The following is a 13,144-nucleotide window of genomic DNA, read 5'->3' as shown; positions in this document are numbered from 1 at the left end:
GTCCCCGACGCACGGAGATGATTTCAACATCTACAACCAGCCCAACGAGGCCTTGGGACAGAGTAGCAAGCTCGTCATAGATGTGGCGAAAGTCTCCGTTTACGTTTGCAGAGGTCTGCGAAAAGGCAGAGGTAGCTTTCGGGAGAAGAAGCGACTTCATTGAGATGAATGTCATGGGCGACGAGCACATGAGACACTTCAAAAAATAGAAAGCCTATCCGGCTTGCCTCCCACGAATGGCGGGTCCCTGATAGGCACTTCGGTTATACCCATTTCCCGCTAGTTCAATGACGGAGTTCCAGGCCCTGGAGGTCCGCATTAGTTGATTGATAAACTCAACGCAGTGCTTTGCCGACGTATTGCAGGACAAACTGTTGCGAGAAAGTCCTTCAGTGTTGCGTTGGGATTTTCAATCGACCATTTCCGCGCATATACCGTTGGGCGAGGACGGGGATCCAAAGGCTGCGTGCGAATTGCCGTATGATGATTCGCAGCAGTCGATATCGAAGTTGGAGGATTTCGTTGCCTTTTGTCGCATCGGCGACTACGGACCCTGCGGTCCAGTCGATATGCATCCGGTGGCGGCGATAACGTGACGGAGGTGGCAATGTGATCAAGGCGTTGCTTAAGGCAATCCTGTTCGTCCTGCTTTTCCCGCTCTGGCTTCTCTTCTGGCTCTGCAAGTTCGCGGCCTAGATTCGGTCCTGCTCACGCGATGGGGGCATTATTGCGTGGATGGGACTTGTGTATAGGTTCATCGTATACATGCAAGTGGACATCGGTTCAGAAGGCAGAACGCGGCCTGTGGCTTGCATCACCGCCGATGCCCTTCCTTCTCTCTCGGGCCGTGCGGCTTTGTGGCATTCGTGACATCACTCCGGACCTGTAGTGCATGTCATCGCGAGGCCCGAAGAGGCCGTTTCCCATTCGTTCCGGCCGGCCGACGGGGGTTTCGTGAGGTCGAGAATCGCCCCTGCGGCTCAAGGAATGGCAGTGAGGGTTTGAGGGATTTGGAGTAGTACCGTTCTGATTGGTGGTCTAACATCAAAGGCCCTGCGTCTAAAATGCTCGCGGACATGCGGCCGAGCAGGTCGACTCCCATCGTTCCGGCCAGTGAGAGAATCGGAGGGTGACCATGCATCTCGGCTTCTCGGTGGTGGGCGTTGCCTTCCTGCTCATGCTCTTCGTTCCCAACATCAGGTGGGCGAGGAACCAGCCTGATGGCTACGCCGAGATCTCCAGGCACGAGAGCCGCATCCTGCTGGCGCTCGAGAGAATTGGCCAGGTCGCCACCACCTGCACCGCCGTCGTGTTCATCTCTCCCCAGGGTTTTGAGCTGCCCTGGTTGTTGTGGCTCGTCTCCGCCCTCGTGCTGATGGCGTTGTATGAGCTCGCCTGGGCCCGCTATTTCAAAGGTGGGGCGCGGCTCACCGACATGTACGCGCCCCTGGGCCCCGTTCCAGTTCCAATCGCCACGCTGCCCGTCGCCGCGTTCGTGCTGCTCGGCATCTGGCACCAGTCGCCTGTGGCCGGCCTCTCCGCCGTCGTCCTCGGGGTCGGCCACATCGGCATCCACCTTGGCCACCTGCAAGAGCTCGCTGGTCGCTAGATGACGTAGTTCCTCGATGCCGGGAGATCTCGAAATCCGCCCCCAGCGCATCGCGAGATGCGAGAAGTGGGTAGTTTTTCTCCCCAAAATGGGGCAAAACCACCCACATCAGGCCTCTCATGGCCGGCAAACCACCCACATCGCACGTCCCGCGGCGGCGTGGCCGGCAAACCACCCACATCGCGCCTCCCGCGGCGACGCCGCCGCTCTCCACGGCGACGCCCCACTCCCCAGGCGACACCGCCACAAGAAGAGGGGCGCCGCCCGCACGAGCGACGCCCCGGGCCAAGCCCCGTGTCCCTCTCGCCTACGCCATGCTGGCGAAGATCGAGGCGAAGGCGATGATCACGCCCATGACGGACTCTCCGCCCAGCAGTCCGGATGTCACCACGAGGCCGCTCTCCTGTGCCTTCTCGGCCGCCTCCTGGCGTTCCGCCTCGCTGAGGCCCGCGTTCCTGCGTGCGCTGACCTGCTCGTAGACGATGCGCGCCACGGCACCCAGCGCGGCGGTGACGCTCATGTAGAAGGGCAGGTAGACGCCCAGGCCCAGCATCATCGCGGGAAGCCCTGCTAAGTAGAGCGCAAGCCCTCCCGCAAGTCCCAGCACGAAGGCCGGTACGCTGGGGATGCCCGACACCATCGTGGCTACGACGGAGGCCTGGGCGCTCACGAACTCCTTGTCCGGCCCGAAGGCGTCCGGACCGTAGGCGCTCACCAGGGCGACCATGACGCCCGCCGCGACGAGCGCCCCCAGGACGCCGCCGATGGCCTGGCCCAGCCACTGGGCGCGGGGGTCGGTTCCCAGGACGTGTCCTGCCTTGAAGTCGTTCATCACGTCGCCTGCCAGGCCGCAGGCCACGGCCACGACGCCGGCGATGAAGAAGAGCTGCACCTCCTGCAGGCGTGCGAAGGCCGAGACCAGCAGGAGCACGATGAGCCCGAAGATCTCCATGGGGTCGATGCCCGTCTGGCCGCAGGACTGGGCGCTCATGATGGTGGTGACGAAGGTCAGCAGCACCACCGCGACGGCCGGGATGGGGCCGAGCTGCAGCCCGAAGCAGACGAGCACGGCGATCGCCGCGGTGGCGAGCCCCAAGATGCCCGCGTCGAGGCGGAGGTTGCCGCTCACGAGCGAGGTCGTCGCGGCCACGTCCTCGCCCTGCGCGTCGCCGGAACCCAGGCCGCGGACGACGCCGGCCATCTGGGGCAGGATGTCCTTGGCCACCACTGCCACGCCCGATCCCATCATGAGGCCCATGCCCAGGCTCTTCACGATGCCCTGGGCGCTGGCGACGTCCCAGAGGCCGGCGGCGCTGCCGGCCACGACGATGCCGAAGTTGGCGACGACCCCGCCCAGGAGCCACCAGGCCACCGCCACGCCGCCGATCAGGAAGCCGACGGAGAGCATCATGGGCGAGTTGTAGATGCCAAAGACCACGCCGGGAATGGGCAGCTGCAGCAGCATCGCGGGCACGAGATGCAGCCCGTCGCGCAGCAGGGCGTAGGTCCCGGCGATACCCATCGAGCCGAAGAGCTGCCTGCCAGTGCGCCCGCCCGCCTCGGTAGCCCTGAGCGTCTGCGCCGCGGCGTTGCCGGTGGGGAACTCGAGGTTCGCGTCCACGATGAAGTGCCGGTGGATGAGGGCCGTGCAGACGAGGCCCAGGCCCGTGCCGGCAAGCGCCACCAGGAAGATCTGGACCCAGCCGATCTGGCTCGCGAGGCCCAGCATCCAGGCGCCGGGTATGGTGAAGGCGAGGCCGCCGGCCACCATCGCGCCCGCGGACATGATGGTGTGGGTGACGTTGGCCTCGTTGAGGCTGGCGTTTCCGAGCAGCTTGAGGAAGAAGAGCGAGATGACGGCCGCGAAGATGATGGGCCAGGGGAGCGCCCCCAGGCGCAGCGCCGTGTAGACGGAGGAGGCGGTGATGATCGCGCAGCCCACGCAGCCGATGATCGCTCCGCGCAGGGTGAGCTGGCCACGCCACGAGGCGCGGCTGGTGCCGTTGTCCATATGCAGTCCCTTCAGGATATCCGCTCCCCCTGTGCCGACGCGCCGGTGCGCGGGCGAGGAGTCGGGTTGCTACGGGCGCCTGCGGGGCCGGACGAGCGCCACAGACTTGCTAGAGTGTAGCGCATGGGTCACGAGCTAAGGAGATGGTCTGATGGGTCAGCGCGGGGAAGGCGGGACGGGGGTCGTCTCGCTTGCCGTGGACGTGGGCAACACGACGAGCTCCTTCGGGCTCTTTGCCGCGTCGGCAGGGGAGACGGACGAGCCCTTGGGAACCTGCGAGCTCACCACCCCGCAAAGTCTCACGGTGGACGAAGCCTGCCTGCAGCTCGGCTCCGTGCTGGAGCTTCTGGGCGGGGGAGAGGGGCTTTGCGGGGGCGTTGCCGCCGGAGCGCTCGTGGGGGGTGCGACCGCCGGCGGTGGCGTGGGCGGGGCTGTCGCTGTGTCGTGTGCCGGTGAGGCTGCCGCCCGGACGCGCGTCGCGTCGATCCTCTCCTGCGTGGTTCCCTCTCTGAGCGACGTCTGGGCCCAGGCCTTGGAACGCAGCCTGGACGTGCGCCCCCTGGTGGTGGGGCCGGGCCTTCGCACGGGGATGCGCATGGCCTACCGTGACCCCGCCGAGGTGGGGCCCGACCGCATCGCCGATGCCCTCGCGGCGCGTCAGAGCCACGGCTCGCCCGTCGTGGTGGTGGACTTTGGCACGACGATGAACGTCGAGGTCGTTGATGCGTCCGGCGCCTTTGCGGGCGGCGTGATCGCCCCTGGTCTGGCCTTGGGCGCGCGTGCCCTGAAGCAGGCGGCGGCGCGTCTTCCCCAGGTGGAGCTGGAGGTTCCGAGCTCCGTCATAGGCCGCTCCACGCGCGAGGCCATGCAGGCGGGAATCGTGCTGGGGGAGGTCGCTCGTGTCGAGGGCCTGGTCGGCCGCGTGATGGGCGAGCTGGGCTGCGAGCCTACGGTGGTGCTCACGGGCACCCGCGCGGAGGACATGGCGCGCCTTTTGGGAGAGGGGCCGCTGTCCGGGCTTCTGAGCTGCGACCAGACGCTCACGCTGCGGGGGCTGCACCAGCTGCTTCTGGGCCAGGCGCAGAGGCGCGCGCGTAGGTAGGGGCTGCCGCGTGGCATGCGGCTCCTCTCGCCCCAGGGCGGCTCGCCCGACCGGATCGTACAAAGAGTTGTATGTGGTTTTTCTCGTCCGACGGGGTGTATTACAAGGTTAGAAAACATATAAGAGCAGGTAGAAGGCTTGCCGAGAAAGACGATTGTAAGCGAAGGCCACACACAAATTTTGAAATCACCCAAAGTGCGATGCCGACCTGGAAACCGACGACAGCGGGCGGGCGTCACGTCAAGCGCCTGCGCAATCGCCGCCGTCTGCGTAGCGGATACCCTCGCCCTCGCACTGGGCACGGCGAGGCACCGGCGCGTCTAGCTGCGGCGCTGGTAGCGCTGCATGAGGTAGGTCTCGGCCCAGATGATGGCAAAGAGCGCGACCGCGAGCACCAGGCGCTGCTGGTCCTCGAGCTGCGGCAGGGCCAAGAAGGCGATGACCGCGGCGACGGCCGCCAGGGCCAGGAGGACGATGAGCCAGGTCAGCGGCTCGCGCGGGTCCAGGCTAGTCAGGGTGTTGAGGAAGGTGGGCCTGCCGAGGTCAGAGATTCTCATGCGCTACTCCATGGTGTGCGTTGCGAAGACGGGGTCGTCCTGCCACGGTACGACCTCGCCTGCGGCGAGCGAGGCGGGGACGTCGATGATTCGCTGGTTGGACGACCCGCGGAAGCGCAGGGTGATGTCGTATAGGTCCTGGACGAAGGGACCATCCACCAGCACGTCGAGGCAGGCGAGGATGCGGTCGGTGTGCTCCGTGTGCTGGGATCCGCCGGGGCGCAGCTGCTCCCAGCTGTGGCCGCTGTACATCCAGATGCCCTTGTCAGGGCGCTCGCGGCGCACGCGCTCGAGGAAGTCGACGAGGCCGGCTTGGTTCTCGGGCTCGGTGGGCTCGCCACCCAGGATGGAGAGTCCATCCACGAAGTCGGGCTCGAGGCTGGCGATGATCTTGTCCTCCGTCGCGCGATCGAAGGTCTTTCCTGCGTTGAAGTCCCAGGCCTCCTCGTTGAAGCAGTGGGGGCAGTGCAGGCGGCAGCCCGAGACGAAGAGCGTGGTGCGCACGCCCGTGCCGTTGGCGATGTCGAAGTACTTGATGGTCGCGTAGTTCATGGGGCTCCCTCGGTCGCGGTGCACCCAGTATAGGCGCTGCACGGCTGGGGCTGGCCTGGCGGCGCCGCTTGCGCGCGCAGACCGCGCATGGTTTGCGCGGGATTCGGAGAAGGGGCAAGCCGCGCATGGTTTGTGCAAGATTCGGAGAATGCGCAGTTCACGGGCGAGAGGCGCGCAGGCTACGGCTGCTTTGCGCACCACGCGAGCCGTGGGACTCCCATGTCGGAGGCTCCGGATGCCGCGGGTTGGCTCATGCGCCACGCGTGTTGCGGGACGTTCGGCACGGGATTCCGCGCAGCTCTCGCCTTGCCTGCCTTAAGAAAGTCTTTCGCGCTTGGACCCTGGCTCCTTAAGCTGCCCTACCCGTATAAACGCAGGTAGTTGGAACGTTGGCCTGCGGGTGGGGGAGGTCTGGATGTACGCGAGGGCAGGGGGCGCTGTCGTGCGCGAAGCTCGGGACGGCGATTGGCAGCTGGCACGCAGGGGCTCCACGTGTGGGATGTGGCGCCGGTGCCGGCAGGGCTTCGGGCGCGGGGCGTGGTGCGACCTGCGGAGGCGCCCCGCGCGCAGGACGTGGCGGCCCATGCTCAGGGACCTCGTGCTGGGAGACCCCGCGCTTGTGGAGCGGCTCGTCGCACGTGCGCTCCTTGCCGCCTTGGTCCCGTTGGCTCTCCTTGCCCTGGCGGCGTTCTGGCTTGCCTGGCAGGAGGGGGGCTGCTCCCTGGCGCGACCGCCCGAAGGGACCCCGGCAGAGCTCGTCGAGCTCTACGACCGCAACCCCGAGGCGCCGCTTCGTCCTTGACTACGCGGCGAAGCACGAGCTCGTGCAGCCGGTCGACCTCTCGTCCTTGGTGGGGTCGCGGGAGGTGCCGCTGCTGCTCCAGTGGGACGAGCGCTGGGGCTACCAATGGTATGCCGGCCAGTACCTCGCCCTCTCTGGCTGCGGTCCCACCTGCCTGTCGATGGCGTACGTCTACCTGACGGGAGACCCTTCCTTCTTGCCGCGCGAGGCGGCGGAGTTTGCCACGGCGCACGGCTTCGCGTCGGGCGGACGGCAGCGAGTGGAGCCTCATACCCGAGGGAGGGAGCCTCCTGGGACTCGACGTGACGGAGCTCCCGCTGGACGAGGGTCGCGTGCGCGCCAACCTCGAGGCGGGAAACCCCGTCATCTGCGTCATGGGGCCAGGGGATTTCACGACCACGGGGCACTTCGTCGTCCTTGCGGGTATGGACGGGGACTCGATCGTGGTGCGCGACCCCAACAGCAGGTCCCGGTCCAAGATGCTCTGGAGCTACGAGTGGCTTGCAGGGCAGGTGCAGGCGCTGTGGGCCCTTCGGAACGCGTGACGCGGGGGGGGGTTGGGCGCAGGCCGTGCGTTGGGTGGCGTCCCGGCTCGCAGGTCATGCGTGGTTTGCGCGGGATTCGGAGAATGCGCAGGTCGCAAGCGAGAGGAGCGCAGTCTATGGCTGGATTGCGCGTCACGCGCGCCATGCAGGCCACGTGCGCCATGCAGCCCACGCGCGTCGCGCATGCTGCGTTCGTCATGCAGGCCATGCAGCCCACGCGTGCCGCAGGATGCCCGGAACGGGATTCCGCGTGCCCGCGCCTCTCTCGCCCCCCTGCCAGCCTTAAGAAAGTCTTCTGCGTTTGCGTCCTAGCCCCTTAACGCCCCGCTCGCGTATAAAGGTTGCGGGGCACAGGGTCTCCCGCCGGACGGAAGGGCTCCGACCGCAGGAGGGCCCCGCCGCCAGCGACGTACGAGGAAGGAACGACATGCAGCGCATCCTCCTGGTGGACGACGACCACGACATCGTCGGCGCTCTCAGGATCTACCTGAACGATCCCGGCTACGAGCTCCACGCTGCCTACGACGGCAGGCAGGCCGTGGCGGCGGTGAGGGCGGGCATCGAGGCGGGGGAGCCCATCGACCTCGTCCTCCTGGACGTGATGATGCCGGTCATGGACGGCTCCGAGGCCCTGGTGCAGATCCGCCGCCTCACCAACGCTCCCGTGATCATGCTCACCGCCAAGGGAGAGGACGCGGACAAGGTCCTGGGCCTCGACCTGGGGGCGGACGACTACGTGACCAAGCCCTTCGTTCCTGCCGAGCTGCTAGCCCGAGTGCGGAGCGCCCTCAGGCGCTATACGAGGCTGGGCGGCAGCTCCGGCATGGCGGACGGCCCGGCGGGCTCCGACGCCCTCGTCCTGGGCGGCATCGAGCTGGACGACGCGGGCAAGCGCGTTACCGTGGACGGCGAGCCCGCGGCGCTGACGCCCAAGGAGTACGACATCTGCCGCTTCCTCATGGCCCGCCAGGGGCACGTGTACAGCCCGGCGCAGATCTACGAGGCGGTATGGGGCGAGCCGGCCTGCGGCAGCGAGGGCACGGTGGCGGTCCACGTGCGCCACCTCAGGGAGAAGATCGAGATCGACCCCGCCAACCCACGCTACCTCAGGGTGGTCTGGGGACGCGGCTACATGATGGGAGGCCAGAGATGAGACGCAACGGCATCGAGTCGGCGAACGAGAACGCAGGCGCGATTTGGGTTTGGTCGGCGTGCGTGGTGGGGGCACTCTCGCCCGTCCTTCTCATGCCGCTTCTGCACTACGTCTACCTGACGCTCAACGGATCCGGCTTCACGATGAACGGGGAGCTCGTCTTGCTGGTCATATTCGACGCGGCGCTCGTGGCGGGTCTGCTTGTCTCGCGGCGTCGCTGGCACATGGAGGACGACATCCGCGTGGCATGGCTCCACCTCTGGCGCTGGGCGCTCGCCTTCTGTGGCATCGTGCTGGGGCTCGTCCTCGGCCTGGCCTCGGAGCTGACGCCCCTGGTGATCTTCGCCTACCTCGTCGCGCTCTCGCTCGCGTTCGTGATGCTCGGCGAGCGCCAGGCGCGCCTGGCGGAGCTGGGGGAGGTCGTCTCTCGCCTGGCGCAGGGCGACTTCGAGGCCCAGGTGGACGTGGGCCAGATGAGGGGGGACCTGGTCGAGATGTCCGAGCGGCTCAACCAGGTGGCCGGCGCCGCATCAGCGGCTGCGGAGGAGCGCGCGCGGGCGCTGCGAGAGGCCCTCGAGGCCGAGCAGGTCAAGACTCGTGCCGAGCTCATGCGCACCGAGCTCATCACCAACGTGAGCCACGACCTCAAGACGCCCCTGACCTCGGTGATCAACTATGCGGACCTGCTCGCGTCCGAGCTCGTCCTCGAGCCCGGCGAGCGAGACGAGCAGAAGCTGGCTGAGTGCGCCGACGTGCTGGGCAGGCAGTCCGCACGGCTCAAGAAGCTCATCGAGGACCTCATCGAGGCCTCCAAGGCACAGACGGGCAACGTCCAGGTCGACCTAGTCTCCATGGACGCGGGCGTGCTCCTCTCGCAGGCACTCGGCGAGTGGGGCGAGAGGATCGAGGGTGCGGGGTTGGAGCTCGTGGACAGGCTGCCCGAGCTGCCCCTTGCGGTGAGGGCGGACGGGCGCCTGATGGGGCGCGTGCTGGACAACCTGCTGGGCAACGTGGCGAAGTACGGGCAGCCGGGGACACGCGTCTACGTCAGCCTCGCCCCAGGGGAGGGCGTCGCGCGCATGAGCCTCAAGAACGTGTCCGCCGCCCCGCTTGACGTGAGCGCCGAGGAGCTGCTGGAGCGCTTCGTGCGCGGTGACTCGTCGCGTACGACCGAGGGCTCGGGCCTGGGGCTCTCCATCGCGCAGAGCCTGATGGAACTCCAGGGCGGCAGCCTTTCTCTAGACGTGGACGCGGACCTCTTCAAGGTGGAGCTCACGCTACCGCTGGATGCGGGTGTCACTGCCAGCATGGACGCGGACACGGATGATTCCAGGCAGTGCCCTTCCGAGGACGAGGCGACCACCGTGCTGTAGGCGCCGAGGTGCCGGATGGACCGGGAGGTGGGGTGGGAGCCCCTTGGCCCCTGCTCCCCCTCCCGTCTTGTTGGTCCGGCCTTGCCGGGTGCGTGTTGATCGGCCCTGTGGGTCGCCGTCAATCCACGTCGACTTACACCCATTTGTACTTGTGATGTGCCCTTGCGCAGGGTCCTCGTCACCACATGCGGCGTTGGGGGATGATGCCCATGAGCGTTACGGCATCGTCCTTCTCGTCGTATTCGTAGATTAGGTCGAAGGGTGGGAGAGAGCACTTTCTGGTCCCGTCTCCAAATTCGCGGCGGATGGAATCAGGAAGGTCGCTGCTGCCGCTCAGCGGGAACGACTCGACCATCCGCAGGATTCGCTCCGGACGGCTTGCGAGCCTTGGCGTGTAGATGGTCTCTGCGTCATCAATGAACTGTTCCGCGAACAGAAGCCTAGCCATGCCGTGCGAGCCTCTTGTCGAGGGCATCAGAGAATGCCTCCATGCCTTCCACGTAGCGGCCTTCCTCTATGTCTGCCCTCCCGTTCCTCAGGCATGCACGAAGCCTCTCCTCGTATGTGGCTCCTTCCGCCGCCTCCTGCAGCCGCCGCTCGAAGATCTCCTCGCTCATGAGCACGAACGCTCCGTTGCCGTTCTCCGTGATGTGGACCACGTCATGAAGCGCGGCATCCTTGACCTCTCGCTGTCGGGTCTTGAGGGCGGCGGAGGAATAGATGGTTGTCATGCCCTCGCCCCTTTCCTTGGAATAGATACCATATACAGTACTATTTTAGATACCAAAAGAAAGCATCTTGTCTCTGCGCTGCAAAGGGCATCTGACTTGCGAAGTCCACGGTGAAGAAACTCGCGCCGTACCTGGAAGCCTCCAGGCACGGCGCGAGTTGCGAGCGCGCGATGTCATGCGGACTAAAACGTCCGCCCCGGCTGCCTACAGGTGCAGCACGCGGTCCTTGATCTCTTCCGTGCGGCCCTGGTTCCAGAACTGCGTGCCGATGTAGCCGCAGGTGCGACGGGCGACGTTCATCTTGGACTGGTCGCGGTTGTGGCAGTGGGGGCACTCCCACACCAGCTTGCCGTCGTCCTCGACGATCTGGATCTCTCCGTCGTAGCCGCAGACCTGGCAGTAGTCGCTCTTGGTGTTGAGCTCCGCGTACATGATGTTGTCGTAGATGAACTGCATCACGCGGATGACGGCTTCGAGGTTGTCCTGCATGTTGGGCACCTCGACGTAGCTGATGGCACCGCCGGGCGAGAGGCGCTGAAACTGGCTCTCGAACTGCAGCTTGGTGAAGGCGTCGATGTCCTCGCGCACGTTCACGTGGTAGGAGTTCGTGATGTAGCCGTGGTCCGTGATGCCCTTCACCTTGCCGAAGCGCTTCTGGAGGCACTTCGAGAACTTGTAGGTGGTGGACTCCAGGGGCGTGCCGTAGAGGGAGTAGTCGATGTTCTCGGCCTCCTTCCACTCGGCGCACTTGTCATTCATGTGCTGCATGACGGCCAGGCCGAAGTCGGTGCCCTCGGGGTCGGTGTGGCTGTGGCCGGTCATGGCCTTGACGCATTCGTAGAGGCCCGCGTAGCCCAGGCTGATGGTGGAGTAGCCGCCGTAGAGCAGCTTGTCGATGCTCTCGCCCTTGTCCAGGCGGGCCAGCGCGCCGTACTGCCAGAGGATGGGCGCGGCGTCAGAGAGCGTGCCGGCGAGGCGGTCGTGACGGCAGCGCAGAGCGGTGTGGCAGAGCTCGAGCCTCTCGTCGAAGATCTGCCAGAAGCGTCCCTCGTCGCCCTGGGCCGAGAGAGCCACGTCGGGCAGGTTGATGGTCACGACGCCCTGGTTGAAACGGCCGTAGTACTTGGGTTTGCCAGGCTCCCAGTTCTTGGCGTGGGCGACGTTGTCGTAGCCGTTGCCCGTGCGGTCGGGGGTCAGGAAGCTGCGGCAGCCCATGCAGGTGTAGCAGTCGCCGTTGCCCTCGGTCTCTCCCTTGCTGAGCTTGTACTCGCGCATCTTCTTCTCGGAGATGTAGTCGGGCACCATGCGCTTGGCGGTGCACTTGGCGGCCAGCTTGGTGAGGTAGAAGTACTCGCTGCCCTCGCGGACGTTGTCCTCCTCGAGCACGTAGATGAGCTTGGGGAAGGCAGGGGTGATCCACACGCCGGCCTCGTTGCGCACGCCCTGGTAGCGCTGGCGCAGCATCTCCTCGATGCAAAGCGCGAGGTCGTGCTTCTCCTGCTCGTCCCTGGCCTCGTTGAGGTACATGAATACGGTGATGAAGGGCGCCTGGCCGTTGGTGGTCATGAGGGTCACGACCTGGTACTGGATGGTCTGGACGCCGCGCGCGACCTCCTCGCGCAGGCGCCTCTCGACCAGCTGGTCAATCTGCTCGGGCGTGGGGTGGGCGCCGATGGCCTCCATCTCGGCGAAGACCTGGCGGCGGATCTTCTTGCGGCTCACGTCCACGAAAGGCGCGAGGTGGGCGAGCGAGATGGACTGGCCGCCGTACTGGCAGGAGGCCACCTGGGCGATGATCTGCGTGGCGATGTTGCAGGCGGTCGAGAAGCTGTGGGGCTTCTCGATCATGGTGCCACTGATCACGGTGCCGTTCTGGAGCATGTCCTCGAGGTTCACGAGGTCGCAGTTGTGCATGTGCTGTGCGTAGTAGTCCGCGTCGTGGAAGTGGATGATGCCCTCGTTGTGGGCGTCCACGACCTCGCGGGGGAGCAGCTCGCGCATGGCGAGGTCCTTCGACACCTCGCCGGCCATGTAGTCGCGCTGGACGCTGACGACGGAGGGGTTCTTGTTGGAGTTCTCCTGCTTGACCTCCTCGTTGTTGCTCTCGATGAGCGAGAGGATCTTGTCGTCCGTCGTGTTCTTGTGGCGCTTCTGGTTCTGCACGTAGCGGTAGATGATGTACTTGCGGGCCACGGAGAACCTGTCGAGCGCCATGAGCTGGTCCTCGACGAGGTCCTGGACCTCCTCGACGGTCACGGTGTGGCCGGCCTGGCGGCAGGCGTCCTCGACGTTGAGGGAGGCGAAGCGCACCTCGCGGTCGGTGAGGCGCTCGTTGGCGGGCACCTCCGCATTGGCTGCCTTGATGGCGTTCTCGATCTTGCTGAGGTCGAACTGGACCTCGGAGCCGTTGCGCTTGATGATCTTCATTGCTTCCGCCTTCGTCATCGCTGGTTCGCAGCTGGTTGGGCACACCGCCGAGTTATTGGATGCGAGGACAAGACTACCACAACAACTTGGGGCATTTGGTTTACTTTGCCACTAGATATTGTTGATAGTTGGTCGATAAGTCTGTTGATAACTGCCGAGCCCCAGCTCCCGCAATTGGTTCTGATAAAAACATTTAACTAAGGCGAGAGGGGCGTCTGATGAGTTTGTGTACGCCCCCCACCGCTCGCCGACGGCGGGCGGAAGCGCCATCCTTGGGGGAGA

12 protein-coding genes are annotated in these 13,144 nt (G+C 65.7%); 6 read left to right on the top strand and 6 right to left on the bottom strand.

From position 1 onward, the window contains the following. Positions 1–1,129 precede the first annotated feature (1,129 nt). A complete protein-coding gene (locus tag ACMPH2_RS06630) occupies positions 1,130–1,609 on the top strand; it encodes a hypothetical protein (protein WP_303133630.1) in 480 nt (159 codons plus the stop codon). Between the two features lie 307 nt (positions 1,610–1,916). Here ACMPH2_RS06630 and ACMPH2_RS06625 read toward each other — a convergent pair whose 3' ends face one another. Then, the gene (locus ACMPH2_RS06625; RefSeq protein WP_417118974.1) at positions 1,917–3,620 is read right to left on the bottom strand and encodes an OPT/YSL family transporter; all 1,704 of its coding nucleotides are present in this window, start codon (positions 3,618–3,620) and stop codon (positions 1,917–1,919) included. A 151-nt stretch (positions 3,621–3,771) separates the two neighbouring features. On the opposite strand from ACMPH2_RS06625, the gene ACMPH2_RS06620 reads away from it, so the two are divergent. Continuing rightward, the gene (locus ACMPH2_RS06620; protein ID WP_417118973.1) at positions 3,772–4,722 is read left to right on the top strand and encodes a type III pantothenate kinase; all 951 of its coding nucleotides are present in this window, start codon (positions 3,772–3,774) and stop codon (positions 4,720–4,722) included. A gap of 320 nt (positions 4,723–5,042) precedes the next feature. On the opposite strand, the gene ACMPH2_RS06615 is transcribed toward ACMPH2_RS06620, so the two are convergent. Both ACMPH2_RS06615 and nrdG read right to left on the bottom strand, forming a co-directional pair. Then, complete coding sequence (locus ACMPH2_RS06615; protein ID WP_072500125.1) at positions 5,043–5,279, bottom strand: hypothetical protein; 237 nt, start codon at positions 5,277–5,279, stop codon at positions 5,043–5,045. A 3-nt stretch (positions 5,280–5,282) separates the two neighbouring features. Beyond that, complete coding sequence (gene nrdG / locus ACMPH2_RS06610; RefSeq protein WP_062530561.1) at positions 5,283–5,831, bottom strand: anaerobic ribonucleoside-triphosphate reductase activating protein; 549 nt, start codon at positions 5,829–5,831, stop codon at positions 5,283–5,285. A 583-nt stretch (positions 5,832–6,414) separates the two neighbouring features. Here nrdG and ACMPH2_RS06605 point away from each other — a divergent pair. The 4 genes from ACMPH2_RS06605 (at position 6,415) to ACMPH2_RS06590 (ending at position 9,704) form a co-directional block, all read left to right on the top strand. Next, complete coding sequence (locus ACMPH2_RS06605; RefSeq protein ID WP_129583185.1) at positions 6,415–6,633, top strand: hypothetical protein; 219 nt, start codon at positions 6,415–6,417, stop codon at positions 6,631–6,633. 218 nt (positions 6,634–6,851) lie between these two features. Beyond that, on the top strand, positions 6,852–7,178 hold the full coding sequence (locus tag ACMPH2_RS06600; protein WP_072500123.1) for a C39 family peptidase: 327 nt from the start codon (positions 6,852–6,854) through the stop codon (positions 7,176–7,178). A 427-nt stretch (positions 7,179–7,605) separates the two neighbouring features. Continuing rightward, entirely contained in the window at positions 7,606–8,331 is a 726-nt protein-coding gene (locus ACMPH2_RS06595) for a response regulator transcription factor (RefSeq protein WP_417118972.1), read from the top strand. Beyond that, positions 8,328–9,704 carry a histidine kinase dimerization/phospho-acceptor domain-containing protein gene (locus ACMPH2_RS06590; protein ID WP_417118971.1) on the top strand — a complete coding sequence of 459 codons (1,377 nt, stop codon included), beginning with the start codon at positions 8,328–8,330 and terminating at the stop codon, positions 9,702–9,704. Before ACMPH2_RS06595 ends, ACMPH2_RS06590 begins: the two co-directional genes overlap by 4 nt. A 178-nt stretch (positions 9,705–9,882) precedes the next feature. On the opposite strand, the gene ACMPH2_RS06585 is transcribed toward ACMPH2_RS06590, so the two are convergent. The 3 genes from ACMPH2_RS06585 to nrdD all read right to left on the bottom strand — a co-directional run bounded on the left by ACMPH2_RS06585 (position 9,883) and on the right by nrdD (position 12,862). Further along, complete coding sequence (locus ACMPH2_RS06585; protein ID WP_417118970.1) at positions 9,883–10,152, bottom strand: type II toxin-antitoxin system RelE/ParE family toxin; 270 nt, start codon at positions 10,150–10,152, stop codon at positions 9,883–9,885. Then, positions 10,145–10,435 (bottom strand): hypothetical protein, encoded by a 291-nt coding sequence (locus ACMPH2_RS06580; RefSeq protein WP_417118969.1) that lies wholly within the window; start codon positions 10,433–10,435, stop codon positions 10,145–10,147. The genes ACMPH2_RS06585 and ACMPH2_RS06580 overlap by 8 nt, the downstream gene beginning before the upstream one ends. A 204-nt stretch (positions 10,436–10,639) precedes the next feature. Continuing rightward, positions 10,640–12,862: an anaerobic ribonucleoside-triphosphate reductase gene (nrdD, locus tag ACMPH2_RS06575; RefSeq protein ID WP_417118968.1), complete on the bottom strand. Its 2,223-nt coding sequence runs from the start codon at positions 12,860–12,862 to the stop codon at positions 10,640–10,642. Positions 12,863–13,144: the final 282 nt, after the last annotated feature.

Source organism: Olsenella phocaeensis, assembly GCF_048189965.1.
Taxonomy (GTDB): Bacteria; Actinomycetota; Coriobacteriia; order Coriobacteriales; family Atopobiaceae; genus Olsenella_I; species Olsenella_I phocaeensis.
This window is presented reverse-complemented; position numbering and strand designations above follow the sequence as displayed.

Bases quoted from the DNA above. Each gene is read 5' to 3' on its own strand.
- ACMPH2_RS06625 (WP_417118974.1), bottom strand. From the start codon at position 3,620: ATGGACAACGGCACCAGCCGCGCCTCGTGGCGTGGCCAGCTCACCCTG.
- ACMPH2_RS06620 (WP_417118973.1), top strand. From the start codon at position 3,772: ATGGGTCAGCGCGGGGAAGGCGGGACGGGGGTCGTCTCGCTTGCCGTG.
- ACMPH2_RS06615 (WP_072500125.1), bottom strand. From the start codon at position 5,279: ATGAGAATCTCTGACCTCGGCAGGCCCACCTTCCTCAACACCCTGACT.
- nrdG (WP_062530561.1), bottom strand. From the start codon at position 5,831: ATGAACTACGCGACCATCAAGTACTTCGACATCGCCAACGGCACGGGC.
- ACMPH2_RS06605 (WP_129583185.1), top strand. From the start codon at position 6,415: ATGCTCAGGGACCTCGTGCTGGGAGACCCCGCGCTTGTGGAGCGGCTC.
- ACMPH2_RS06595 (WP_417118972.1), top strand. From the start codon at position 7,606: ATGCAGCGCATCCTCCTGGTGGACGACGACCACGACATCGTCGGCGCT.
- ACMPH2_RS06590 (WP_417118971.1), top strand. From the start codon at position 8,328: ATGAGACGCAACGGCATCGAGTCGGCGAACGAGAACGCAGGCGCGATT.
- ACMPH2_RS06585 (WP_417118970.1), bottom strand. From the start codon at position 10,152: ATGGCTAGGCTTCTGTTCGCGGAACAGTTCATTGATGACGCAGAGACC.
- ACMPH2_RS06580 (WP_417118969.1), bottom strand. From the start codon at position 10,435: ATGACAACCATCTATTCCTCCGCCGCCCTCAAGACCCGACAGCGAGAG.
- nrdD (WP_417118968.1), bottom strand. From the start codon at position 12,862: ATGAAGATCATCAAGCGCAACGGCTCCGAGGTCCAGTTCGACCTCAGC.